General features: G+C 66.6%; 21 protein-coding genes. 11 read left to right on the forward strand and 10 right to left on the reverse strand.

The genetic code is table 11. The annotated features are described in order from the left end of the window. Window positions 1-20 precede the first annotated feature (20 nt). From GNX71_RS29350 to GNX71_RS29380, 7 genes are all read left to right on the forward strand, one after another. Window positions 21-815 carry a phosphodiesterase gene (locus GNX71_RS29350; protein WP_206175676.1) on the forward strand — a complete coding sequence of 265 codons (795 nt, stop codon included), beginning with the start codon at window positions 21-23 and terminating at the stop codon, window positions 813-815. 30 nt (window positions 816-845) lie between these two features. Beyond that, complete coding sequence (locus tag GNX71_RS29355) at window positions 846-1,622, forward strand: AraC family transcriptional regulator (protein WP_206175677.1); 777 nt, start codon at window positions 846-848, stop codon at window positions 1,620-1,622. Between the two features lie 35 nt (window positions 1,623-1,657). Beyond that, window positions 1,658-2,548 carry a DMT family transporter gene (locus GNX71_RS29360; protein WP_206175678.1) on the forward strand — a complete coding sequence of 297 codons (891 nt, stop codon included), beginning with the start codon at window positions 1,658-1,660 and terminating at the stop codon, window positions 2,546-2,548. A gap of 112 nt (window positions 2,549-2,660) precedes the next feature. Beyond that, on the forward strand, window positions 2,661-3,302 hold the full coding sequence (locus tag GNX71_RS29365; RefSeq protein WP_206175679.1) for an AAA family ATPase: 642 nt from the start codon (window positions 2,661-2,663) through the stop codon (window positions 3,300-3,302). Window positions 3,303-3,325: 23 nt separating this feature from the next. Further along, entirely contained in the window at window positions 3,326-3,772 is a 447-nt protein-coding gene (locus tag GNX71_RS29370; protein ID WP_206175680.1) for a hypothetical protein, read from the forward strand. A gap of 4 nt (window positions 3,773-3,776) precedes the next feature. Then, window positions 3,777-4,508, forward strand: a complete 732-nt coding sequence (locus GNX71_RS29375; protein WP_206175681.1) for a ubiquinone/menaquinone biosynthesis methyltransferase — start codon at window positions 3,777-3,779, stop codon at window positions 4,506-4,508. Window positions 4,509-4,695: 187 nt separating this feature from the next. After that, the gene (locus GNX71_RS29380) at window positions 4,696-5,178 is read left to right on the forward strand and encodes a hypothetical protein (RefSeq protein WP_206175682.1); all 483 of its coding nucleotides are present in this window, start codon (window positions 4,696-4,698) and stop codon (window positions 5,176-5,178) included. Window positions 5,179-5,212: 34 nt separating this feature from the next. Here GNX71_RS29380 and GNX71_RS29385 read toward each other — a convergent pair whose 3' ends face one another. Next, window positions 5,213-6,391 carry an acetyl-CoA C-acetyltransferase gene (locus GNX71_RS29385; RefSeq protein ID WP_206175683.1) on the reverse strand — a complete coding sequence of 393 codons (1,179 nt, stop codon included), beginning with the start codon at window positions 6,389-6,391 and terminating at the stop codon, window positions 5,213-5,215. Window positions 6,392-6,428: 37 nt separating this feature from the next. Then, complete coding sequence (locus GNX71_RS29390) at window positions 6,429-7,211, reverse strand: SDR family NAD(P)-dependent oxidoreductase (protein ID WP_206175684.1); 783 nt, start codon at window positions 7,209-7,211, stop codon at window positions 6,429-6,431. Between the two features lie 268 nt (window positions 7,212-7,479). Between GNX71_RS29390 and GNX71_RS29395 the strand changes: the two genes are divergently transcribed. From GNX71_RS29395 to GNX71_RS29405, 3 genes are all read left to right on the forward strand, one after another. Beyond that, a complete protein-coding gene (locus tag GNX71_RS29395) occupies window positions 7,480-10,200 on the forward strand; it encodes a LuxR C-terminal-related transcriptional regulator (RefSeq protein WP_206175685.1) in 2,721 nt (906 codons plus the stop codon). Window positions 10,201-10,454: 254 nt separating this feature from the next. Further along, complete coding sequence (locus GNX71_RS29400) at window positions 10,455-11,249, forward strand: AP2 domain-containing protein (RefSeq protein ID WP_241027085.1); 795 nt, start codon at window positions 10,455-10,457, stop codon at window positions 11,247-11,249. Then, window positions 11,246-11,626 (forward strand): hypothetical protein, encoded by a 381-nt coding sequence (locus tag GNX71_RS29405; protein ID WP_206175687.1) that lies wholly within the window; start codon window positions 11,246-11,248, stop codon window positions 11,624-11,626. Before GNX71_RS29400 ends, GNX71_RS29405 begins: the two co-directional genes overlap by 4 nt. Window positions 11,627-11,652: 26 nt before the next feature. Here the strand turns inward: GNX71_RS29405 and GNX71_RS29410 are convergent, their stop codons facing one another. From GNX71_RS29410 to GNX71_RS29430, 5 genes are all read right to left on the reverse strand, one after another. After that, complete coding sequence (locus tag GNX71_RS29410) at window positions 11,653-12,801, reverse strand: acyl-CoA dehydrogenase family protein (RefSeq protein ID WP_206175688.1); 1,149 nt, start codon at window positions 12,799-12,801, stop codon at window positions 11,653-11,655. 37 nt (window positions 12,802-12,838) lie between these two features. Further along, window positions 12,839-14,398: a long-chain-fatty-acid--CoA ligase gene (locus GNX71_RS29415; RefSeq protein WP_206175689.1), complete on the reverse strand. Its 1,560-nt coding sequence runs from the start codon at window positions 14,396-14,398 to the stop codon at window positions 12,839-12,841. A 22-nt stretch (window positions 14,399-14,420) separates the two neighbouring features. Further along, window positions 14,421-15,524 carry a CaiB/BaiF CoA-transferase family protein gene (locus GNX71_RS29420; RefSeq protein ID WP_206175690.1) on the reverse strand — a complete coding sequence of 368 codons (1,104 nt, stop codon included), beginning with the start codon at window positions 15,522-15,524 and terminating at the stop codon, window positions 14,421-14,423. Window positions 15,525-15,623: 99 nt separating this feature from the next. Further along, window positions 15,624-16,757, reverse strand: a complete 1,134-nt coding sequence (locus GNX71_RS29425) for an acyl-CoA dehydrogenase family protein (protein ID WP_206175691.1) — start codon at window positions 16,755-16,757, stop codon at window positions 15,624-15,626. 10 nt (window positions 16,758-16,767) lie between these two features. Further along, the gene (locus GNX71_RS29430; protein ID WP_206175692.1) at window positions 16,768-17,949 is read right to left on the reverse strand and encodes an acyl-CoA dehydrogenase family protein; all 1,182 of its coding nucleotides are present in this window, start codon (window positions 17,947-17,949) and stop codon (window positions 16,768-16,770) included. 208 nt (window positions 17,950-18,157) lie between these two features. On the opposite strand from GNX71_RS29430, the gene GNX71_RS29435 reads away from it, so the two are divergent. Then, window positions 18,158-18,418 carry a hypothetical protein gene (locus GNX71_RS29435; protein WP_206175693.1) on the forward strand — a complete coding sequence of 87 codons (261 nt, stop codon included), beginning with the start codon at window positions 18,158-18,160 and terminating at the stop codon, window positions 18,416-18,418. Between the two features lie 99 nt (window positions 18,419-18,517). Here the strand turns inward: GNX71_RS29435 and icmH are convergent, their stop codons facing one another. The 3 genes from icmH to GNX71_RS29450 are packed head-to-tail and all read right to left on the reverse strand — an operon-like array spanning window position 18,518 to window position 23,095. After that, window positions 18,518-19,285: a type IVB secretion system protein IcmH/DotU gene (gene icmH / locus GNX71_RS29440; protein ID WP_206175694.1), complete on the reverse strand. Its 768-nt coding sequence runs from the start codon at window positions 19,283-19,285 to the stop codon at window positions 18,518-18,520. Continuing rightward, window positions 19,285-20,442: a DUF6708 domain-containing protein gene (locus tag GNX71_RS29445; RefSeq protein ID WP_241027086.1), complete on the reverse strand. Its 1,158-nt coding sequence runs from the start codon at window positions 20,440-20,442 to the stop codon at window positions 19,285-19,287. The genes icmH and GNX71_RS29445 overlap by 1 nt, the downstream gene beginning before the upstream one ends. Further along, entirely contained in the window at window positions 20,414-23,095 is a 2,682-nt protein-coding gene (locus GNX71_RS29450) for a T6SS effector BTH_I2691 family protein (protein WP_206175695.1), read from the reverse strand. The genes GNX71_RS29445 and GNX71_RS29450 overlap by 29 nt, the downstream gene beginning before the upstream one ends. Window position 23,096 lies beyond the last annotated feature (1 nt).

Genomic DNA, 23,096 nt, shown 5'->3' on the forward strand with positions numbered 1-23,096 from the left:
AACCCACGAAACTCCGTCCCATGCTCATCGCCCAGATCTCCGATCCCCACGTCCGGCCTGCCGGCAAGCTGTACCAGGGCGTGGTCGATTCGAACCGGATGTTCGAAGAGGCCATCGCCCATCTGCACGCGCTCGACCGGCGACCCGACCTGGTGCTGCTGACTGGCGACCTGGTCGATGAAGGCCGGCCCGAGGAATACGCGCAGGTCCGTCGCCTGCTCGCGCAACTCGCTATTCCTTACCTCGTCATCCCCGGCAACCACGACCATCGCGAGAACTTCCGCGCTGCCTTCGCCGACCACGCCTACCTGCCCGCCACGGGCGCGTTGCACTACCGCATCGACACGCACCCGGTGCGCATCGTCGCGCTCGACTCGTGCATTCCCGGTCTTCACCACGGGCACGTCGATGCCGAGGGCCTTGCGTGGCTGCAGCGCACGCTCGAAGCCGACCGAAAGAAGCCCACGCTGCTGATGCTGCACCACCCGCCTTTCACCAGCGGCATTCCGTACATGGACAGCTACCGGTACATCGACACGGCACCGCTCGAAGCCATCGTGCGAAGCGTCGGCAACATCGAGCTGGTGCTCTGCGGGCACGTGCATCGCACGATGCTCAGGCGCTGGGCGGGTACCGTCGTCTGTTCGTGCCCGAGCAGCACGACCGAGATCGCGCTGCAGCTTGCGCCCGATGCGGCGCCCGCGTCCTACCTGGGGCGGCCGGGCTGCATGCTGCATCTGTGGGACGAGGCAGAGGGCATGGTGAGCCATGTGAGCCACATCGGAAAGCTGGACGGGCCGTATCCGTTTGCGTGACACTGCCGCCCACGACTTCGCGCGCAGGCCATGCCCCAGGAACGCACCCTCCTCTACACCGGACGCGAGTTCGAGGTGGCGCATGTTCGCTCCCACGCGCACGGCCATGAGTGGAGTGCGCCGTACGTCGCGGCTTCGCAGCGCATCGTCTTTCCGATCAGCCGCACGATGCTGGATCTGCGCTTCGGCAACGACACCTGGCTGGTCGATGGGCTGACCGCCATCAGCTTCGGCGACGCGGCGATCTACCAGTTGCGGCCGGGCGCGCAGGCCGCGCGGCGCAGCGTGGTCGTCAGCGGGCATCAACGGGTCCCGGGTCATTCGGAGCCGGCCTTCTGCTTTCTCTCGCCGAGATCGCTCTATCGCGTCCATGCCGCGCAGCAGCAGCTTCGATCGGGCAGCGGCGATGCAACGCTCATCGCCTCGCTGGTCGGCGAAATGCGTTCCGCGCGACGACTGGCGCCGCTGACAGGCCCCATCGCCAACGCGAGACGACTGCTGGCGGAAACCGCCGACCGGCACACAGGCCTATCGCTGCACGAAATCGCCGATGCAGTTTCGCGCTCTCCGTTCCACATGGCGCGCAGCTTCAGGAAGCAGACCGGCCTGAGCCTGCACCAGTACCGCCAGCATCTGCGCCTGGCCACAGCCCTCGAACGCCTCGTCGATGGCGACCGCGACCTCGCCGGCGTCGCGCACGACCTCGGCTATTGCAGCCAGAGCCACCTGGGTGCGGTGTTCAAGCAAGAGGTCGGCGTCACGCTGGGCGAGGCCCGCCGCACGCTGGGCCCGGGCGCACGAATCTGATAGCTTTCGCGCCGGGCCGTCGCGAGACTCGCCCGATGGACCGCAACCTTCCCATCGGCCTCTTCGCCGCACTGGCCGCGGCGCTCGTGGGCAGCGCCTGGCAACTCATCTCGCGCCACGGCGTCACCACCACGCTCGGCCCGCTGGACATCGCGCTGCTGCGCTACGGCATTCCGGCGGTGCTGCTCTGCCCCTCTCTGTTCGGCAAGACGCCAGGCTCGCCCAAGGCGCCGCGCGCGGCACTCGCGCTGCTGGTCATCGGCGGCGGACTGCCTTTCGGGTTGCTGGTGCTCGCCGGCGCGCAGTGGGCGCCGGCCAGCCACATGGGCATCTTCATGGCCGGCAGCCTGCCGCTCTTCACAGCCATCGGCGCACGCATCCACAAGGGAGAGAGGGTGCAAGGCGTCCGGTTGATCGGCCTCTGCTGCATCGCCCTCGGCATGGCGCTCTTCGCAATGGGCAGCTTCCGGCCGGGCTCGCTAAGCTGGCAGGGTGACATGCTCTTTCTCGCGGCCGCGATGCTCTGGGCCGTCTACTCGCTCGCGTTCGGACACTGCGGCCTGACACCATGGCAGGGTGCGGCTTTCGTCAACGGCTGGTCGACGCTGTTGCTGCTGCCGCTGTTGTGCTTCACAAGCATGCCGCGGCTGCTCGGCGCACCCTGGCCCGACGTGGCGCTGCAGGCCGTGGGACAAGGCGTGGTCGCCGGCACGCTCGGCCTGGTGATCTACGCGGCGGCCATCTCGCACCTCGGCGCAGCGCGCGCCTCGCTGTCGGCGGCCGCCGTGCCGGTGCTGACCACGCTCGGCGCGGCCTGCTTCATGGGCGAGCCCATCACGGCGGCGGCGGTGCTGGCATTGGCGCTGGTGGTGCCGGGGATCGTGCTTGCGAGCGGGGCGATTCGAATCAGCGCGCAGGCTCGATGAAACGGCAGGCAACCGGTGACTGCGCGGACAAGATGCGGCGGCGCAGAATCTGCCCTCGCCGAGGCTCCACTCCTCACCGCCACCTCCCACAACCCGTCGAGCGATTTTCCGAATGCGCCTGATCCTGATCGAAGGTATGCCGGGCACCGGCAAGACCACGCTGGCCAGACGCCTGCATCAGTTCACGTCGCTGACCAACCGCCAGAGTGAATGGCATCTGGAAGAAGCGCACGATCATCCGGTGCATCCACGCTCGCTGCGCGCACTCAAGTCGGAAGACGACTACGCCCATCGATGCCTGCAAAGCTGGCAACGCTTCGCGGACACAGCGCGCTCGAAGGGCGCGCTGTACATCCTCGAAGGCAGTGCATTCCAGAGCACGGTCCGTTTCCTGATGGAGCAGGAACGGCAAGGCATCACCGAGTACGTCCAGCGCTTCGAAGAGATCGTCCGCCCGCTTCAACCCGCTCTTGTCTATCTGCAGCCTGAGGACGCGAACAGTCATTCGCGCGGAGTTGCCGTCCATCGTGGGCCCGACTGGACAAGCAAGGTGGCCGCCTACCTCGAGCAGACACCCTATGCACGCAGCCGTGAACTGCGGGGAGAAGATGGCATGCATCGGTTCTGGGCCAGCTATGCGCAACTCTGCGATGCGCTGGTGACGCACCTCACGATCCCCGCATCAAGGATTCGCATGGCGCCGGGTCGCGAAGAACATGCGTTCTCCGAGTCCGTTGCGTTTCTGCGCTTGTGACCCTGCGGCAGAATCCGCGCACCATGGGCTTCAGCATCTACTACACCGCCAAGCGAGCCACGCCGCTGACACCCGACGAGGCCCAGCGCATCGACGCGATCGTTCGAACGCTCGATGTCACCGCAGAGATCGACCGCTACGCCCACACAGGCAAGGGCCTCAACTGGGAAAGCTTCACTCTCTACGAAACCTCCCGCCTCAAGGGCGAAGAGGTGCTTTCGGGCGCAACCGCGCTCCCCGACAACAAGCCCTTCGCCATGCACAAGGGCGCGCGCCACTGGGTCGACTGTCTCAACCGAATCCGCCGCGAAGTGCTCGCCGATGCAACGTGGAGCGTGCAGATCGAAGACGACGCGCTGCTGTGGGACGACAAGCACGGCTGGCACGACAAGGCATCGGATGGGCTCGCGTCGCTGTGGCTCGGCTGCTTGCTGAGCTCGCCGTTCCGGTTGTTCGCCCGGAGCGCGTGAGTCCATGAACAACGCCGCCGATTTCCACACGCAGGCAGACGATGTGTTCGGCCGCATCGCCGGACGCTACGACCTTCTGTCGGACCTCTTCAGCTTCGGTATTCATCGGCTGTGGAAGCGCCGGGTGGCAGCGCTCATCACGCAAGAGCCGTGGACCGATCTCCTCGACGTCGCGGCGGGCACGGGCGATGTCGTCCTGAAGGTGGCGCAGCGCAAAGGCCTGCAGTCCGGCCAGAAGATCGTCGCCACGGACATCAGCCCGCAGATGCTCGCGATCGCGCGCCGGCGCGCCACGCAACTGAAGGTGCCGGTCGAGTTCCGGGTGCTCGATGCGCACGCGATGCCGGAGATCGCGGACAACAGCGTCGATCTCTATTCCATCTCGCTGGGCCTCAAGATCTGCGAGCGCAAGCTGGCGTTGCGAGAAGCGCTCCGCGTGCTGAAGCCGGGCGGCCGCTTCATCGCACTGGAAGCATCGAACATTTCCGTGCGCTGGCTTCACCGCGCCTACCTCGGCTACATGGCCGTGTGCATGCCCGTCATCGGATGGGCGGCGACCGGCGGCGATGCCTCGGCCTACCGCTACCTGCTCAAGGGCATCCAGGACTTCCCCACGGCCGAGGGGCTTGCCGACGAACTCCGGGACATGGGATTCGCCGACGTCGCGTTCGAGCGGCTGTCGCTCGGCATCGTGGCGATCCATATCGCGCGCAAGCCGCTCGAACCGCGCCCCTGACTGCTACCCTCGGTATCGCCAGACGATACTTTTTGCCTTTGCGCAGGGGACGGCCAGGTCGCGCCGTTACAGTCGCCGCGCCCGATTTTTCTGCATTGAAGAATCTCCCGGGCCCCCTCCCGCCCCGATCCTGAACCGAGCATTCGACGCCTCGGGCGAACGCGAACGCACACACCTGAAGCACCCCATGTCGCTGGTCAAGAAAGCAATTGAAGAACACAAGGCCGCGATCGCCGCGCGTGCCGCCAGCAAGGCGGCCGCCGCCGTCAACACGCAGGTCGCGCGCGAAGCATTTCTTTCGGAGTTCAAGACGCGGGTCGAGGCGAACGTGAGACCGCTGCTCGACGCTTTCGTCGCGGACCTCGTCGCCTCGCGGCACGATGCGCTCGTCGACGATGACCTCGCCAACCCGTACAAGCCCTACATCTCGGTGCGCTTCTCGCCGGTCGCCGGTGTGAAGCTGGCGGACCTGGCTTCGCGCGAGTCGGTCTTCACGCTGCGCGCCTTCGCGGCGACACGGCAGGTGCACCACGTGTCTTCCTACGACCAGCGCTCAGGCGAACACGGCGTCACGCACGAGGCACTGGGCATCGAGTCGGTGAATCCGTCGCGGGTCGAGCGGGGCTTCGAGGAATGCCTGCGGGCCGCGCTGAAGGCCTGGCAGGCCTGAGTGCTTGCTTCTTAGTACTTGCTGGCGCCCGCCCTCAAAGCCGCTCGATGATCGTCACGTTCGCCATGCCGCCGCCTTCGCACATCGTCTGCAACCCATAGCGCTTGCCGCGCTGCGCGAGCGCGTGGACCAGCGTGGCCATCAGCTTGGTGCCCGAGGCGCCCAGCGGATGCCCCAGCGCGATCGCGCCGCCGTTCACGTTCAGGCGTTCCGGGTCGGCACCCAAGACCTGCAGCCAGGCCAGCGGCACCGGTGCGAAGGCTTCGTTGACCTCGTACAGGTCGATGTCCTCGATCTTCATGCCGGCCTTCTTCAAGGCGCGCTGCGTGGCGGGCAGCGGCGCCTCCAGCATGATCACAGGGTCGTGCCCCATCACGCTCATGTGGTGGATGCGCGCGAGCGGCTTCACGCCCAGCGCCTTGAGCCCGCGCTCGTTCACCACCATCACGCCGCTCGCGCCGTCGCAGATCTGGCTCGCGGTGGCCGCGGTGCAGCGGCCGCCTTCGGCGATGAGCTTCACGCCGGCGATGCTCTCCAGCGTGGCGTCGTAGCGGATGCCTTCGTCGGTGGTGTGCATGTCGCCCGGCTCGGTGCCGTCGTTCAGGCGGGCGGCCACGGGCACGATTTCGGCATCGAACAGGCCCGCCTTCGTCGCGGCGATGGCGTTGCGGTGGCTGCGCAGCGCGTAGGCATCGAGCTCGGATTTCTCGATGCCGTAGTTCTTCGCGATCATCTCGGCGCCGGTGAACTGGCTGAACTGGATGTCGGGGTAGCGCTTCTGCATGAGCGGACTCACGTAGAAGCCCAGGCCGTTCTTCATCGGCAGGATGTTCGGCGTGCCCATGGGCACGCGCGTCATGCTCTCGACGCCGGCGGCGATCACGATGTCCATGCTGCCCGACATCACGGCCTGCGCCGCGAAATGCAGCGCCTGCTGCGACGAGCCGCACTGCCGGTCGACCGAGGTGGCCGGCACCGACTCGGGCAGCCGCGAGGCCAGCACCGCATTGCGCGCGATGTTCGAGGCCTGCTCGCCGACCTGGCCGACGCAGCCCATGATGACGTCCTCGACCAATGAGGGATCGACGTCGGTGCGCTCGACCAGCGCGTTGAGCACCTGCGCGGCGAGGTCGGCGGGGTGCCAGCCGGACAGGCGGCCATTGCGGCGACCGCCTGCGGTGCGGGCGGCGGCGACGATAAAGGCTTCGGGCATTCGGGTCTCCAGTTTGTGGGTTGGCGAAAAGATTGTCTTACCGCGGCGCCATGCGGATGGCACCGTCCAGCCGCACGCTCTCGCCGTTGAAGTAGCCGTTGGTGATCATCAGCTCGGCCAGCGTCGCGTACTCCGCCGGGTTGCCGAGGCGCTTGGGAAACGGCACAGATGCCGCGAGCGCCGCCTTCACGTTGTCGGGCGCGCCCTGTAGCAGCGGCGTGTCGAAGATGCCCGGCAGGATCGTGTTCACGCGGATGCCCTCGCTCATCAGGTCGCGCGCAATCGGCAGCGTCATGCCGACGATGCCGGCCTTCGACGCGGTGTAGGCCGCCTGCCCCATCTGCCCGTCCTGCGCGGCCACCGAGGCGGTGTTGACGATGGCGCCGCGCTCGCCATCCTGCAGCATGTCGAGCGTGAGCATGCCGGCCGCCGATTTGGCGATGCAGCGGAAGGTGCCCACAAGGTTGATCTGGATGATGCGGTCGAAGTTGGCGAGCGGAAAGTGCTTGATCTCGCCCGTGGCCTTGTCGCGGCTTGCGGTCTTCACCGCATTGCCGGTGCCGGCGCAGTTGACCAGCACCCGCTCCTGCCCGTGCGCCGCGCGGGCCTTGGCGAAGGCCGCGTCGACCTGCTCTTCGGAGGTAACGTCGACCTTGCAGAACACGCCGCCCAGCTCCTTTGCGAGCGCTTCTCCCTGCTCCGCGTTGAGATCGAACAGCGCGACCTTCACGCCGTGGCTGGCCAGGCGGCGCGCGGTGGCGGCGCCCAGGCCCGAGGCGCCGCCGGTGACGACGGCGGAAATACTGGCATCGAGTTGCATCTTGGCTTGTCTCCGGATGGATTGTCTGGTGTGCTGTCCCGCAAATAACTGCGCATGAAATCGCGCCTTTCGCGTCAGGGCGGCGTTGCAAATCCTCGCGATACCTGCGGGTATCGCTGCGGTTTGCGCCTTGCCCTGACACGAAACGCATCGATTTCATTTGCGCAGCTATTTGCGGGACAGCACACTGGCCACTTTAGGCCGCAGAATCAACCGCCGGAATCGTCGGAAGCGACGGAATTTCAAGGCGCTCACTCCCCCGTTTGCGATGCCTTCCCCTGCTTCTCCACCGCCCTCTCCCCGGATTCTCGAAACCAAGCTGAACCCGCCGGCGTTCGTGGCCACTCAGGTGCCGCGAACCACGATCGGCGAAGAGGTTGCCGCGGCCGGTGTGAAGCTGGTGCTGGTGCGTGCCCCGGCCGGCTTCGGCAAGACCACGGCCATGGCGCAGATCCGCGAGCGCATGGAAGCGCAGGGCACCGCCACCGCCTGGCTCACGCTGGACCGCGCCGACAACGACGTCTCGCGTTTTCTCAACTGCCTGGCCGAGGCCGCGCAGCGCCTGGGCGTGGAAGAGCCCCGCACCAACGGCCCCTTCGACGCGGTCGCTGCGCTGGCCGCGCATGACGCGCCCTTCACCCTGTTCCTGGACGACTTCGAGGTGGTGCAGGAGCCCGCCGTGCTGGGCCTCGTGCGCGAGATCATCGAGCAGCTGCCGCGCCGCGGGCAGATCGTGATCGGCTCGCGCAGCCTGCCCGACCTGAGCCTGGGCCGGCTGCGCGCACGCGGCCAGTTGATGGAGATCGACACCGATCGCCTCCGCTTCACGCTGGAGGAAACCAGCGCCTTCTTCGGCCTGCGGCAGGCCCATGCATCGCAGACATCGCAAGGCCTGCAGACGCTGCCGGCCGACCTGCTCTCCCAACTGCACCGCAAGACCGAAGGCTGGGTGGCCGCCATCTGGCTCGCGTCGATGGCGCTGGAGCGGCACGGCACCGAGACCGGCTTTGTCGAGCGCTTCTCGGGCTCCGACCGCGCGGTGGCCGAGTACCTGGCCGAAGACGTGCTCGCGCACCAGCCCAAGGAGATTCGCGACTTCCTGCTGCGCACCAGCATCCTGCGCCAGCTCGACGCCTCGGTGTGCCAGGCGCTCAACCCGCGCATCGACTGCGCGGCCATCCTGGAGCGGCTGGCCGCGGCCAACCTCTTCCTGACACCCGTGAGCGGCGACGGCCGCGCGTGGCGCTATCACAGCCTGTTCGCCGATTTCCTGCGCGCGCAGCTGGCGCGAGAGCACCCCGGCGAGATCGAGCGGCTGCACCTCGCAGCCTCGGGCTGGTACGAATCGCAGGACCGGCCCGTGCCCGCCATCGACCACGCCATCGAAGGCGGCGACCATCCGCATGCGCTGACGCTGCTCGACAGCTACGCGGGGCAGTTTCTCGAACAGGGGCGCATGCGCATGCTCGCGCGATGGTTTTCCGCCATTCCGGAACACCAGCTGCGCGCGCACCCGTTCCTGCAGCCCATCGCGCTGTGGGCCACCTGCTTCACGCACGGGCCGTGGGAGGCGATGCAGATGCTCGAGCAATCGGGCTGCATCGACAGCGAGATTCCCGAAGTGCGCGCGAGCGCGCACACGCTCGTGCCGCTGCTGCTCGCGATGCAGGACCGGCACGACGAGGCGTATGAAGTGGGCCGCACCAGCCTTGCGCGGCTGCCGACCGGCTTGCCGTTTGCCGACAGCGTGCTGCTCAACGCGATGGCGCACATCCTCGCCGTGCGGGGCGACCAGCGCGAGGCGCAGCGGCTGCTCGATGCCGCGCGGCGGGAGCAGGGCAACAGCACCTTCAACCGCATGTACACCGAATCGCTGGCGGGCCTGTTCGATCTGCACGAAGGCCGGCTGCGCCAGGCGACCGCGCGGCTGCGCATGGCGGTCGATACGACGCATGCCGTGTCCTACAACCACAGCCACGGCAATGCCTGGGCCGGCGTGCTGTACGCCGGTGTGGTGTACGAGTCGAACCAGCTGCCGCAGGCGGATCACTTGCTGAATGTGTACCTGCCGCTCGCGCGCGACGTGGGGCTGCCGGACCACATGATCCTGAGCCACGTGATGCGCTCGCGCATCGCGTTCCATGCGGGCGACATCGACGCGGCCGTCCAGGCGCTGACCGAACTCGAATACCTCGGGCATCACCGGCAACTGCCGCGCGTGGTGGCCGGCGCAAAGCTGGAGCGCTCGCGCATGTTGCTGCTGCAGGGCAACGGTCCCGCGTCACGCGATGAGTTGCTGCGCGCGGACGATCCGGAACTGTGGGCGCGCGAGCGGCGCCAGCGCCTGCCCGCGCACGACCTCGACTACCTGGCGCTGGCGAAGGCGCGCTGGGACATCGCGTTCGGTGATGCGCGCGCGGCGTTGGCCGTGCTCGATGCCGAAATGCACGCGGCCGTCGCATCGAACCGCTATCGCCGCGTGCTCAAGCTGCGCGTTCTGCGCGCGATGGCGCTGCAGCGCGCAGGCGACGTTGCCGCCGCGATCGACGAGATCAGCGCCGTGCTGCAGACCGCGAGCCAGGAAGGCTTCATGCGGCTGATCCTCGATGAAGGACCGGCTGTGGGGATGCTGGTGCAGCGGTATGCGAATGCGGCTGCCCAAGAAGCTGCGGCGTCGCCTTCGACGCGCGGCGATCCGATCCTTGCGGACTACCTGCAGCGGCTGCTGCAGGCGATGGGGCCGATGACAGCGGTCGATGCAGAAGCTACGCCGGCTGCCGGCGATGCGATCAAGGAGCCGCTGACGCGCAAGGAGATCCGGGTGCTGCAGTTGCTGGCGGAGGGGTACTCGAACAATGCGATGGCGGAGAAATTGTTCGTGTCGGACAGCACGGTGCGGACGCACCTGCGAAATATCAATATGAAGCTGGATGCGAAGAGCCGGACGCAGGCGGTGGCGATTGCGCGACGGCTGGGCGTGATTCGGTAGTTCCAGCGCCCCGTCACCCCCACCTCGCCGCAATGGCACAGCGTTGCCGTGGGGCAGCCGGCTGCCGGCGCGCACCTGCGGCCTTCCGTCCAGTCGCCTCAGGACTACGGAAATCGGTGATACCGCCACCCCCGCGCAATCCCTAGCATCGTTGACAGAACAGCCCAACCCGCCAGGGAGCAGCCCCCAGCAGAAATGCTGAAAGAAGCAGCGCGTCCAAAGAAATGCCCAGAGGTATCCCCAACCCCGCCCCCATGTACGGCATCGCCCCCCGCCCCTGGGGCTTTGAAGTCTCGCTCGTGCGCAACGGCACCCGTTACTACCGGCAATTCGGCAAGGCCAGCTACGGCAGCCTGGAGCAGGCGCTGCTGCAGGCGCAGGACTGGCGCGACGCGGTGGTGCGCAGCGTGCCGCCGGTGGCGCGGCGCACGCGGGCCGAAAAACTGAGGGCCAACAACACCACGGGCGTCTCCGGCGTCTTCTGCCAGGTCGCGTCCGGCGGCCGGGTGCGGGCATGGGTCGCCAAAACCTACATCGGGCAGGACGAGATCCTGCGCACCGATTTTCCGGTCGATGCGGTGGGCAGCGGTGCGCTGGCGCTCGCCATCGAGGAGCGCGAAAAGCAACTGGCCCGCATGTCGGGCCTGGCGCGGCTGCATCCGGCCGAAGAAGCGATCCGCCAGGGCCTGACGCTGCAACCGCCGGGGCCGCGCGTCACCAAGCGCTCCAAGTCCGAAATTACGCGCTGCACCAATTCCAGCGGCGTGAGCGGGGTGCAGTTCAAGATGCCCAACGCGGGCCATCCGGGCTACTGGCTGGCGACCACGTTCACCGCGGGCAAGGGCAGCGTATGCAAGGCCTTCTCGGTGAAGGAGCACGGCCACGACATGGCCAAGAGCCTCGCCATTGCCGAGCGCGCGCGCCAGCTCGCGCAGAAGTTCAAGGATGCCGAGCAGCAACAGCTTCAGCCGCAACAACAACAGCCAAAGCAGTCGCCGCCCGAACTCTCCTTCCAGCACAGGGCCGGCGGCCAGACGGCCCGGCCATGACGAACCTCAAACCCCTCCATCAGCTGCTGCGGGTGGCTTCCCATCTGCTCGACCAGGCAGCCACGGAGGTGCACGAGGCGCAGTTGGAGCCGACCTCCGAGAACATCGAGGGCATCGGCCGCGCGCTGCTCGAGGTGATGGAGGTGCAGCGCAGGATCTTCGCGGAGCGGCCCGAACTGCGGCCCAAGACGCTCGCGGCCTCCGACCGCGAGGCCGACGCCAACAAGCTCTTCACCCAGTTCATGCTCGAGGCGCTGGAACTGGAAGACACGGGCAACACCGTGGGCGCGGTGGAGCGCTACACGCGGTTCATCGGCATCTCGCCCTCGTACCACCACCGCGAGATCGCGCGGGCGGAAATCCGCCGGCTGACTTAGCCGCTCGTCCGCCGCCGGGTGTTTGTTCACAGCGCCCGCGAAATCACCTCTTTCATGATCTCGTTGGTGCCGCCGTAGATGCGCTGCACCCGCGCATCGGCATACATGCGCGCGACCATGTATTCGCTCATGTAGCCGTAGCCGCCGAAGAGCTGCAGGCATTCGTCCATCACGCGGCCCTGCGCTTCGGTGCCCCAGAGCTTGGCCATGGAGGCGGTGGCGGTGTCGAGCCGGCCGGCCACCAGGTCTTCGACGCAGCGGTCGATGAAGGCGCGGCCCACCTTGATCTGGGTGGCGATCTCGGCGAGCTTGAATTTGGTGTTCTGGAACTCGGCGATCGGCTTGCCGAAGGCCTTGCGGTCGCGCACGTAGTCAAGCGTGGCCTCGTAGGCGCCTTCCATGGCCGCGAGCGCGGTCACGCCGATGATGGTGCGCTCGTAGGGCAGGTCGCTCATCAACTGGAAGAAGCCCTGCCCCTCCTGGCCGCCGAGCAGCGCATCGGCCGGCACGCGCACGTCGTCGAAGAAGAGCTCGGAGGTGTCCTGCGCCTTCATGCCGATCTTGTCGAGCACGCGGCCCACGCGAAAGCCCTCGCAGCCCTCGGTCTCGACGATGAGGATCGAGGTGCCCTTGGCGCCCTGTGCCGGGTCGGTCTTGCACACCACCAGCACCAGGCCGGCGAGGTAGCCGTTGGTGATGAAGGTCTTCGATCCGTTGATGAGGTAACCGCCGTCTTTTTTCTCGGCGCGGGTGCGCACGCCCTGCAGGTCGGAGCCGGCGCCGGGTTCGGTCATGGCGATGGCGCCGACCATTTCGCCGCTCGCCATGCGGGGCAGGTAACGCTGCTTCTGTTCCTCGGTGCCGTGGTTGAGGATGTAGTGCGCCACGATGGCGTGCACCGAGGTGGCCATGCCGGTGAGCCCGCGGCGCGACATCTCTTCGTACACCACGGCCTCGTGGCGGAAGTCGCCGCCGGCGCCGCCGTACTCATCGGGAATGTCGGCGCACAGCAGGCCGAGCGCGCCGGCCTTGCGCCAGACCTCGCGGCCCACGTGGCCGCGCTTGCGGGCTTCCTCGTCGTGTGGGAGCACTTCGGTTTCGACGAAGCGCACCACGTTGTCGCGGTAGAGCGCCAGGTCTTCGTCGCTCCACGAGCGGCTGAAATCGATGGGCATTGGAGTTGTCCTTTGTAGTTTTGAAAAATGTGGTCGGTCAGCCGACGCGGCGCGCCTTGCCGGCCCAGAAGGGCTCGCGCAGCTGGAATTTCTGCAGCTTGCCTGCGGCCGAGAGCGGCAGCGCATCGCGAAACTCCACGCTGCGCGGGCACTTGTAGGTGGCGATCTGCTCGCGGCAGTGCGCAATGACGGCCCCTGCCTCCAGCGCCATGCCTTCGCGCCGCACGATCACCGCATGCACGCGCTCGCCCCACTTGTCGTCGGGCACGCCGATCACGGCGGACATCAGCACCTCCGGCAATTGCGCGATGGCGTTCTCGACCTCGGCCGAGTACACGTTCTCGCCGCCGCTCACGATCATGTCCTTCATGCGGTCGACCACGTGGAGAAAGCCGTTCTCGTCCATGAAGCCGCCGTCGCCGGTGTGCATCCAGCCGCCGCGCAGGGCCGCCTCGGTTTCCTGCGGCTTGTTCCAGTAGCCCTTCATCACCATCGGCCCGCGCGCAACGATCTCGCCGACCTGGCCGAAGGGCAGTTCGTTGTCGTCGCCATCGACGATGCGCACCTCCGCGATGGCAATGGGCGTGCCGGCCGAGCGCAGCAGGCGCTCGCGGTCGGGGCCGGGCTGGTGGCAGTGCGAGGGCAGCGCGGTGACCACGGGCGAGAGCTCCGTCATGCCGTAGACCTGCGCGAACGCGGTGCCCGGAAAGGCGCGCATGGCCTGGTCGAGCAGCGCCGCGTCGATGGGCGCCGCGCCGTACGACAGCAGCCGCAGCATCGACAGGTCGAACTCCGCGAAGCGCGGATGCTCGATCACGCGCTTGATCATGGTCGGCACCAAAAACATCTCGGTGATGCGCGCCGACTGCAGGGTCTGCAGCACCGCGAGCTCGTCGAACATCGGCACCACGTGGATGGGCACGAGCCGCTGCAGGCTCTGCAGTGCGATGCCGCAACCGGCCACGTGGAACATCGGCGCCGCGACGATGGCGGCCGCATCCTGCGTGTCGCGCGGCAATGCGGCGACGGTGCCGAGCGCGTTGATGTACAGGCTCCCGTGCGTGAGCATCACGCCCTTGGGCTGGCCGGTGGTGCCGCCGGTGTACATGATGGCCGCGAGCTCGTCGGCGCCGTGCGGTGCGTCGTCGATGAGCTCGGCCTCGGCGAGCAGCGCCTCGTAGCCGACCATGCCTTCGGGCACCGCGCCATCGCCGCAATAGACCACGGTGCGCAGCGATGCCGAAAGCTGGCGCAACGCGGGCGCCATCGGCGCGAAGAGATCGTCCACCAGCAGGATGCGGGTGTCGCAGTCATCCAGCGAATACGCGACCTCCTTCGGGTTCCAGCGGATGTTGACCGGGTTGATGACGCCGCCGCCCCACCAGGTGCCGAAGAAGTATTCGACGAAGCGGTGCGAGTTGAGGCTCATCATGCCGACGCGGTCGCCGCGCTTCATGCCGAGTTTCTGCAGCACGGCGCCCAGGCGCGCGGCGCGGTCGGCGAGCTCGCCGAAATCCAGGCGCTTGCTGCCGCAGACCACGGCGGTGGCGCGGGCCTTCTCGCGGCGGCCCTTGTGCAGGGGCTGGGTGAGGAACATGGTTTTCGTCTTCCTTTTTTTTTCAGCCGGCCGTGACGGGCACTGTCGTCGCGGCCCATCGGCGCAGCATCGCTTCGCCGTCGTCCTTTGCGATGGCAGGCGGCATCACGGGCGCGGTGCGGCTGAAGCGCGGCGCGGGCGCGGGCTGCACCACGCCGCCGACGTTCGCGAAGGTGCCGCGCGCCACGTTGTGCGGGTGTTGGGGCGCCTCGTCCCAGTCGAGCACGGGCGCGAAGCAGGCGTCGCTGCCTTCGAGCAGCACGCACCATTCGTCGCGCGTGCGGGTGCGGAACAGGTCGGCCATGCGCAGCTTGAGCAGCGGCCAGCGGTCGGCGTCCATCTGCGCGTCGAAGGCAGTGTCGTCGGCGATGCCGCAGCGCTCGCGCAGCAGCGCATAGAACTGCGGCTCGATGGCGCCCACGGCCACGTACTTGCCATCGGCGCAGGCGTAGGTGTCGTAGAAGTGCGCGCCGCCGTCGAGCATGTTCTCGCCGCGCTGGTTGCTCCACATGCCGGCCGACTTGAAGCCGTACATCATCGAAGACAGGAGCGCCGCGCCGTCGGTCATCGCCGCATCGACCACCTGCCCCTGGCCCGAGCCCTTGGCCTCGTGCAGCGCGGCGAGGATGCCGAAGGCCAGCAGCATCGCGCCGCCGCCGAAGTCGCCCACATAGTTGAGCGGCGGCACGGGTGGCTCGCCCGCGCGGCCGATGGCGTGCAGCGCGCCGCTGATGGCGATGTAGTTGATGTCGTGGCCCGCCGCGTGCGAGAGCGGGCCGTGCTGGCCCCAGCCGGTCATGCGGCCATAGACCAGGCGCGGGTTGCGCGCATGGCATTCGGCGGGGCCGATGCCCAGTCGCTCCATCACGCCGGGGCGGAAGCCCTCGACGAGCACGTCAGCCTTGGCGATGGCATCGAGCACCAAGGACGCGGCGCCTTCCGCGCGCAGGTCGATCTGCAGCGTGCTGCGGCCGCGCGCGAGGATGTCGTAGGGCGCGGTACGCGTGCCGGGGCGTTCGATGCGGATCACCTCCGCGCCCATGTCGGCGAAGAGCATCGCGCAGAACGGCCCCGGGCCGATGCCCGCCATCTCGATCACCCGAAGGCCTTGCAGTGGACCTGCCATGGTCTGTCTCCTGTATGTGGAGGCATCTTGGCCCGGGGGCGGTGGGGGTGCATCGTCCAAAGCGACGAATGCGCCTGTTATCTCCTTCCCTGTCTCCTTCTATATGGCGGCGCGCAGCTTCGCCACGCGGCGCAGGTGCCATGCGGGTGGACCGAACTGGCCTTCGATGAGTGTGGCGCGGCGCACGTAATGGCCAACAGCCAGTTCCTCGGTCATGCCCATGCCGCCATGCAACTGCACCGCGCCCTGCCCCACGGCCTTGCAGGCCTTGGCGGCGGCCACCTTGGCGGACGAGACCGCGCGGGCGCGCTCGTCGTCGCTCGCGGTGTCGACGATTTCGCCGACGCTCGCGGTGAGCGCCGCGGCCTGCTCCAGCGCCATGTGCATGTCGGCGAGGCGATGCTGCAGCACCTGGAAGCTGGAGATGGGCACGCCGAACTGCTTGCGCTGACGCACGTAGTCGAGTGTGTCGCGCAGCAGGCGGCGCATGACGCCGACCGATTCGGCGCAGATGGCGAGCGTGGCTTCGTCGAGCGCGCGTTCGATCTGCGGCAGCGCGCCGCCTTCGGTGCCGAGCAGCGCGTCGGCGGGCAGGCGCACGTTGTCGAAGGCGATGTCGGCGGCACGGCCGCCGTCGCGCGTCGGGTAGGCGCGCAGGCGCAGGCCCGGCGTGTCCCTCGGCACCACGAGCAGCGACAGGCCCTTGCCGCTGCGCGCGGTGACGATGAAGTGGCTGGCCCACGGCGCCGCCTGCACCACGGCCTTGCGGCCATCGAGCCGGAAACCGTCGCCCTCGCGCACGAGCTGCATCTGCACATCGGTGCGGTCGTGGCGGCTCTGCGGCTCGCCGTGCGCGAAGGCCAGCACGGCCTGCCCTGCGACGATGCGCGCGAGCAGCGCATCGGCCTTTGCGCCGGGGTGGCGCTGCAGCAGGCCGGCGCCGATCACCATCGTCGACAGGTAGGGCTCGGCCGCGAGCGCACCGCCCAATGTTTCCATCAGCGCGAGGTGGGCAGCCATGCCCAGACCCAGGCCGCCTTGCGATTCGGGCAGCGCCGCGCCCAGCAGGTCGAGTTCGCGCGAGAGGCCCCGCCAGAACGGCGGCGGCGCATCGTCGGCCTTCGCGAGCGCATGCAGGCGCTGCTCGAAGCCGTGGTTGTCGTCGAGGTAGCGCGCGAGGCTGTCGCGCAGCATCGCGAGGGTGTCGTCGGTTTCGGTGGTGAGTGTGCTCATGGCAGGGACCTCAGCGGGCCAGCAGATGGGCCGCGACGATGTTGCGCTGCACCTCGTTGGAGCCCGCGTAGATGGAAGCGGCGCGGTCGTTGAGGTAGGCCGACATCGAGAACACGGCCTCCTCCGGGATCGGCAGTTCGCCCTGCAGCCCGTCGTCCAGCGGCAGGTCGACGGCGGCGTAGTGGCCGGCGATTTCAACGCCGAGTTCGGTCAGCCGCTGGCGCAGCTCGGAGCCCAGCACCTTGCCCATCGAGGGGCGGATGCCCGGCGGCTCGCCGCGGGCCTGCGCACGCAGCGACTGCAGCTCGGTGGCCTCGAGCGCGTCGATGGCGCATTCGGCTTCGGCCAGGCGCAGCGCCATGTCGTCGGCCTCTTGCGCGTCGGAGATCGCATCGGCGGCCGCGCGCAACCGGCGAAGGCGCGCGCGCAGCATCGGCGTCCACGCGCCGCCGCGCTCGTGCTGCAGCAGGTACTTGGCGATGGTCCAGCCCTGGTTCTCCTCGCCGATGAGCCCTTCGGCGGGCACCCGCACGTCGTCGAAGAACACTTGGTTGAGTTCGTGATCGCCCGAGATGCTGATGATCGGCCGGATGGTGATGCCCGGCGTCGGAATGTCGAAGCACAGGAAGCTGATGCCCTGCTGCGGCTTGCCGCCCGAGGTGGTGCGCACCAGGCAGAACATGCGGTTGGCGTACTGCGCGTGGGTGGTCCAGATCTTGGTGCCGTTGATGACGTAGTGGTCGCCATCGCGCACCGCCTTGCATTGCAGCGAGGCGAGGTCGGAGCCCGACTGCGGCTCCGAGTAGCCCTGGCACCAGTAGTCCTCGCCCGAGCGGATGGCCGGCAGCCACGCGCGCTTCTGCGCCTCGGTGCCGAAGGCCACGATCACCGGCGCGACCATGCCCGGCCCCATGGGCGCGCGCTGCGGCGCGTCGGCCGCTGCCAGCTCGGCCGCGAAGAGGTAGTGCTGCATCGGCGTCCAGCCGGTGCCGCCGTGCTCGCCCGGCCAGTGCGGCACGCTCCAGCCGCGCCTGGCAAGGATGCGGTGCCAGCCGTTGCCTTCGGCGTAGTCACTGAAGATGCCCGAGCAGCGCCGTCCGGCGGTGCGGAGTTCGGGTGTCAGCTCGCGCGAGAGAAAGTCGCGAACCTCGTTCTGGAATGCCGTTTCGGCGGCGCTGAGTGTCCAAGCCATGGTGCGGTCCCGTTGGAGTGCAGCGGCGAGTGTGCACCTGGGGAGTGCGGCGGCGGCATCGTCGGATCGGACGAAGACTCACCGGTTTCGGTAGTTTGCGCGCACACCCGGGATAGCCCTCTCCGGCGCCTCCGGACGACCACGCAAAATTACCAGTCGGGAGTTGTTCTGTGCGCCAGAGAATGCGCTGCGCTCAATGGAAAGCACCATGCACGCGACCACCACACCCGGCTTCTCGCACGCCAGCGTCGAACGGCTGTGCGACTACGAATTGCCCGATCCGCCGGCACGCAATGCGCCGTCCACGCCGGCCACGTCTCTTTCACCCCTCAGCCACGACCCCGAGAAGCTCGCGCTGAACTGGTGGCTGTGGATGGATGAGATGAACAAGAGCATGTGGCGCCACTATGACGCCTGGCGCGAACAGCAGTTCGGCCAGCCGGCCAAGGAACCGAAGGGCCGCGGCTAAGTCGGACGACCGCTCAGGCGTGGCCTTCGACGGCACGGGCAGGTGCTCGGCCCGTGCCTTTGCGCCACTTATCGTGATCCTTGATGATCTGGTTCGCTCTCATGAAAACAACGCCTGTGCGGTGTCTCCAAGCTCGCCGGGCAGCATCCGCGCCCACAGCAGGCTCTCGATAACCCTCCAACGCGCCATGTGTACGCCGTCGCCTCGGCAAGAGCGCACCGTAGAAAAGAGGGTATGGCGGATGTCGTCGAGTACGCGCTTGCCATTGGTGGCTCTGCGGTACAGGCCTTCGAACCCGATTGCGACGATGATCAGCAGCAGCTCCAGCAGGTCGACATGCGCGGCTGGTCTTTTGAGCAGGTTCGCCATGAACTTGAAAACGTTCTCACCGCCCCTGCCGTCACCGTGAAACCGAACCGCCAGCAGCCGTCCAGCCCAGGTGTTGACGCCGGTGGTGGCGTCCATGGCCCGGACGGTCAGGCCCGCCGCCTCATCCAGCGCCGTGCACAGCATGTAGCTCGCACCAGTGATGTACTCTTTGCGGATAAAGGCATCCATACACAAGGACTGGAAGCTGGCGACCTCGCGCACCAGATCTCCGTGCAAGGCATCGGCGTGCGTTGCGTCGAGCTGCCCGGGCATATGAACCAAGGCCAGCAGCAGTGGCCGGGCCGCTTCGATCAAAGGGACACGGGCAGCCTGAACGGCTACCAAACGGTCGGGTTGAGGGGATTGGCGCGAGAGGGTCTGCTCGCTCATCAGGAGAGGCTTGAGCTGGGGCTTGGGGGTGGCCGCTGCGACAAGGCATTGGGCGGTCTTCTCGAAGTGGCAGTAAGCGGCGAGCGTGAACTCTTTGCGCAGGGGCATCAATCCCTCCGCGCTCGCGCTACAGCCAACGCCTCTGCAGTGCCATAGCGCTCCATCAATTCCACTTCGTCGGCCTTGCTTAGCCTGCCCTTGGCGCGATAGACCAGTGCGGTCGTCACAGCACCCGTCTGCACGGGGTTGTCTTCAGGTTCACCCATGCCACTGTCACTTTGCCATTCCTTGGGAAAGCGCGGCCAGCTGCAGGTGATCTGGCTGCTCATGTGAAAGAAAGTCTCCATGAAGCCGGGCCTGCACTCTTGCCTGTACTGACTGCTGCTTGGCAAGCCGCAGTAGGTGGTGTAGTCCGGATGCAGGTAGCGCGCGATGCCCTTGAAGTTGGCCGGTGCATCGGACGGAATGCGGTCGACGGTGGGGCCTGTTTCCATGTACTGGCGGATGTATTCCCACAGGTGGGCTGCACCGCTGGGGCCGGTGACGGCGGGGCCTACGAACAAGCAGTCTTCGCCTTGAGCCGTGGAGTCGGCGGCATCGAAGGGTGGGTGGTACAGGGCCAGCATCGCAACCTCCTGCTTGTCCCAGCGGTGAGTGCTTTGGGGGTCGAACAGTGCTACCAGTCGATCCCACTCGAACACCGCGTTTCCTCCGCAGTACTTGGGACGCAGCACATACACCTTGCGTGTGAGCCGATTGAAGCGGATTCGGCCTCGTGCGGAAGTGAAGAAGCAGGTGCGCATGCCCATCTTGCAAAACCACATGTAGATCAGGAAGGCGGAGGCCAGGGCTAGTGGGAAGCCCAGCACCCATCCGAAAATCAAATCCCCGCTATCAAATTCGGAGGTGGGGTACCACAAAAAAATTAATAGTCCAAAAAGAACAGGATGGATGGTCATTCCGTACCAAAACCAAATGACAAACAGCGCGGGCAGGATCACATAGAGATTTGCTATCCCTGCACGCCACTGCAAATTCCACCCTGGATTGCACAGTTCCAGATAAGCCCTATTCTGTGCGTACGCACTGCCGTTGGGCATCGTGATGCCCGTCGCACCAGAGCGATTGGACGGCCATTGCTTTTGACCGTCCAGATTGATGTGTGCGCGACTCTTGGCCACGGCCGATCTATGCAGGCGGGCATAGCCCTCTTCGCGAATAAACATGATGGATGTGTCAAGCAGGTTGCAGATCACGCTTGGCATTGGCATGCTCTTGCAGAGTTTCCTGCAAGTTGCTGTGTATCGGCTTCTTGCCTCTACGTTTCTTGTTCAGGGGGATGTCGCGCAGCCAGGTGATCCACTTGTCCTCACTCAATAGCAGCACAAAAATCGTGCTGCTGATAGCCAACACGGCACCCACTAGGCCCAAGACCGCTGCAGCGATACCCCACGCAGCCGCACTGGCTCCCATGCCCGCAGCGAAGATGCCCGCACCAGCGCTTCCAATCGTGAAGATAGTGCCAATGACGGACGCAGCTTGGGCTCGTGATATCCATATTTGCCCTCTGTCTCTAGATTTCACAGCATCCATTCCATCCAGCACCACCGAGATCACCGCCGCCGGACCCAGAAACTTGAACGCCGTCAGCCGCAGGCTCTTGAGATGCAGCGCGTTGATGCTGTCTAGCCCCTCACTGAGCGCCGCGTACTTGTAGATGTCATACCCCTTCACCCCCTTGAAGATCGTTTCTTCATACGCCTTGGCGCGCCAGTCATACAAGCTGCCGATGCCTTGCAGCAGCTGGCCCGCAAGATCGAAGGCGCTGCGCGCATCGAGCTTGGTACCCAGCTGGTTGCCCTTGATGATGGCCGCGCCCAGATCCATCAGAGCACCCAGCATCGCGGCACGCGTGCCAGGAGCGGCACTGCGTGCCCGCTCCAGCGCCGCAGCCTTGCCAGCGCGTGCAACCGGATCGGCAACGGACTCCAGCTTCTTGACCCGCAGCGCAATGCGCTTGGCGTTCTCTGCAATGTCGATCTGCAGCTGCGCCACCGCTTTGTGCACTGTGCTGCCCATGGTGCTCATGCCGGCCAGGGCCAAATGCTGCACCATGCGTGCTTCCAATTGCGATGCCTTCCAGCCGCCGATGCCGGTCGCGGCGCGCGCCGAGAGCAGGGAGAACACGTGGCCAGCCCAGGCCGCCTTGCGCAACAAGGCAGGTGCGTCGGTGTTGTGCGCTTCATCGATGAAGCCCAGTGCCTTGTCGCCCAAGGCCAGGCGCCCGGCCATCAATTTAAGGTTTGTCGCCAATGTGTCGGCCATCGCGGTTTCGGGCTCGGCGGGGGGCGTCACCGCGGCAAGGGGCTTGGCATTTTCCAGGTCTTTGTAGGTCGCCTGAAGGGTGACGCTGTTGAAGCACAGCAAGCGCGACAGCAGGCTGCCGCCCCACAGGTTCATTGCCAGTAGCGCCTGGCGGCCGGCTTCATGCGTTTCCAGGCCTGCCAGGCATTGCGCGAGCTGCATGCTCAATGCGGCGCCGCCGCCGGGTTTGTTGATCTTTCCATCCTGATTGCTGAAACGGCCCAAGGCCGCGAGCAGCGTGCTGCTGAACACCCATTTGTTCTGATCGCGGCCCAGCGCAGCCACTTTGTCTTGTGCTTGCCCCTGCCGTATTTTTTGCTCCTGCAGGATGTCACGTGCCGCAGCCTGGTCGAGCCATTGGTTGCAGGCGAACTGAACGGCCGACAGGGCGTTGCCGAGTTCGCGCTGGTGGTTGGCCGCGCGCACTGCGGTCCGGCGTGCGCTTTCCTTGGCAGACTCCTGGGGGTCGCGCGGCAGCGGCGCATGGATGCGTGCCGACTCCGCATAGCCTCGGTCAACGCGCGCGACAGCGCCTTGCTGCGCGAGTGCGATCAGACCCTGCGCCCCGACGGCCGTCTGGAAAACCCATTCATTGCTCACGTCCTTGTGATGCCCTGTGGCACTGGATGCCTGCCAATGGCTATAGATGGTTTGGGCTTCGGCTTGCAGGTGTCCCAACTCCTGCGCAATGCCAATGGCGTCTTCGCACGCGACGACGGCACCGCCGTTGTCAGTCAGGAATTGGGCGATGTTTTGCAGGCGTTTGCCGTGTGCGCCAGCGTAGTCGGGCTGCTTGACGAGCAAGGTTTCTTCGACTGTGATCTTTCCGGCGTGTTCGCCCGTGATCAGATACTGGTCCGTCTCCACAAAATGCTTGTTCTCATAGTCGCCCCACCCGCGCTCCATCGCATTGCTGCCCATCAGGCCGAACAACTGAGGCTCCAGCGCGCTGCGCACGGCATCGTCCTTCAGCGCCTTGAATTCGGCCACGCTCCAGCCACCTAGGTCCGGGTCGGGCGCTGCGGTGTCGGGCGCGGTCTTGCTGCCGTTGGCCCAGCTGGCCACGTCGAAACTTTGCGTGTACTTATCCAAGTCCCCGTCGATGACCTTGCTCAAGTGTTCGGGGTCTACCGGGTCGGGGTGGAACAGGTAATTCAGCTTCGTGACATCCTTGGCGCCCTTGATCCACACAAGGCTTCGGTTGGCACCCCATTCCTGCGGACTGCACGCGGCAAGGCCTTCGGCTTCTTTCGGGTGATCGACATCGAATCGGGTCAGGTAGCCATGCGAATGCACGGCGTAGCCGAACCAGGCGGGGAGCCGGCAGTTGGTTTCGATGCGGATGTACAAATAACCCGCACGCAGCATGCGCACGTTGTATCGGGCGGTCTGGAGCGCGACGCCGCCTGGCTGGCTCTTGAAATTGCCGCTGGGCTTGAGCTTGTCCAGCGCCGCCGCGCCTTTGTCGGTGCAACTGTAGGCGGCGGCGTAGCGCGTGAACAGAATCGGCAGGCCGGTTTGGACGCATTGATCACAGGGGGTCTTGCAGGCCATG

It is taken from the genome of Variovorax sp. RKNM96 (assembly GCF_017161115.1).
In the GTDB taxonomy this organism is placed as follows: domain Bacteria; phylum Pseudomonadota; class Gammaproteobacteria; order Burkholderiales; family Burkholderiaceae_C; genus Variovorax.

What these genes read in the sequence shown, in the direction of transcription:
- GNX71_RS29400 (WP_241027085.1), top strand. Translation starts at nt 10,455, where the DNA reads ATGTACGGCATCGCCCCCCGCCCCTGGGGCTTTGAAGTCTCGCTCGTG.
- GNX71_RS29370 (WP_206175680.1), top strand. Translation starts at nt 3,326, where the DNA reads ATGGGCTTCAGCATCTACTACACCGCCAAGCGAGCCACGCCGCTGACA.
- GNX71_RS29415 (WP_206175689.1), bottom strand. Translation starts at nt 14,398, where the DNA reads ATGTTCCTCACCCAGCCCCTGCACAAGGGCCGCCGCGAGAAGGCCCGC.
- GNX71_RS29350 (WP_206175676.1), top strand. Translation starts at nt 21, where the DNA reads ATGCTCATCGCCCAGATCTCCGATCCCCACGTCCGGCCTGCCGGCAAG.
- GNX71_RS29380 (WP_206175682.1), top strand. Translation starts at nt 4,696, where the DNA reads ATGTCGCTGGTCAAGAAAGCAATTGAAGAACACAAGGCCGCGATCGCC.
- GNX71_RS29365 (WP_206175679.1), top strand. Translation starts at nt 2,661, where the DNA reads ATGCGCCTGATCCTGATCGAAGGTATGCCGGGCACCGGCAAGACCACG.
- GNX71_RS29390 (WP_206175684.1), bottom strand. Translation starts at nt 7,211, where the DNA reads ATGCAACTCGATGCCAGTATTTCCGCCGTCGTCACCGGCGGCGCCTCG.
- GNX71_RS29435 (WP_206175693.1), top strand. Translation starts at nt 18,158, where the DNA reads ATGCACGCGACCACCACACCCGGCTTCTCGCACGCCAGCGTCGAACGG.
- GNX71_RS29375 (WP_206175681.1), top strand. Translation starts at nt 3,777, where the DNA reads ATGAACAACGCCGCCGATTTCCACACGCAGGCAGACGATGTGTTCGGC.
- GNX71_RS29395 (WP_206175685.1), top strand. Translation starts at nt 7,480, where the DNA reads ATGCCTTCCCCTGCTTCTCCACCGCCCTCTCCCCGGATTCTCGAAACC.
- GNX71_RS29430 (WP_206175692.1), bottom strand. Translation starts at nt 17,949, where the DNA reads ATGGCTTGGACACTCAGCGCCGCCGAAACGGCATTCCAGAACGAGGTT.
- GNX71_RS29355 (WP_206175677.1), top strand. Translation starts at nt 846, where the DNA reads ATGCCCCAGGAACGCACCCTCCTCTACACCGGACGCGAGTTCGAGGTG.
- GNX71_RS29420 (WP_206175690.1), bottom strand. Translation starts at nt 15,524, where the DNA reads ATGGCAGGTCCACTGCAAGGCCTTCGGGTGATCGAGATGGCGGGCATC.
- GNX71_RS29385 (WP_206175683.1), bottom strand. Translation starts at nt 6,391, where the DNA reads ATGCCCGAAGCCTTTATCGTCGCCGCCGCCCGCACCGCAGGCGGTCGC.
- GNX71_RS29425 (WP_206175691.1), bottom strand. Translation starts at nt 16,757, where the DNA reads ATGAGCACACTCACCACCGAAACCGACGACACCCTCGCGATGCTGCGC.
- GNX71_RS29405 (WP_206175687.1), top strand. Translation starts at nt 11,246, where the DNA reads ATGACGAACCTCAAACCCCTCCATCAGCTGCTGCGGGTGGCTTCCCAT.
- icmH (WP_206175694.1), bottom strand. Translation starts at nt 19,285, where the DNA reads ATGCCCCTGCGCAAAGAGTTCACGCTCGCCGCTTACTGCCACTTCGAG.
- GNX71_RS29410 (WP_206175688.1), bottom strand. Translation starts at nt 12,801, where the DNA reads ATGCCCATCGATTTCAGCCGCTCGTGGAGCGACGAAGACCTGGCGCTC.
- GNX71_RS29360 (WP_206175678.1), top strand. Translation starts at nt 1,658, where the DNA reads ATGGACCGCAACCTTCCCATCGGCCTCTTCGCCGCACTGGCCGCGGCG.
- GNX71_RS29445 (WP_241027086.1), bottom strand. Translation starts at nt 20,442, where the DNA reads ATGCCAAGCGTGATCTGCAACCTGCTTGACACATCCATCATGTTTATT.
- GNX71_RS29450 (WP_206175695.1), bottom strand. Translation starts at nt 23,095, where the DNA reads ATGGCCTGCAAGACCCCCTGTGATCAATGCGTCCAAACCGGCCTGCCG.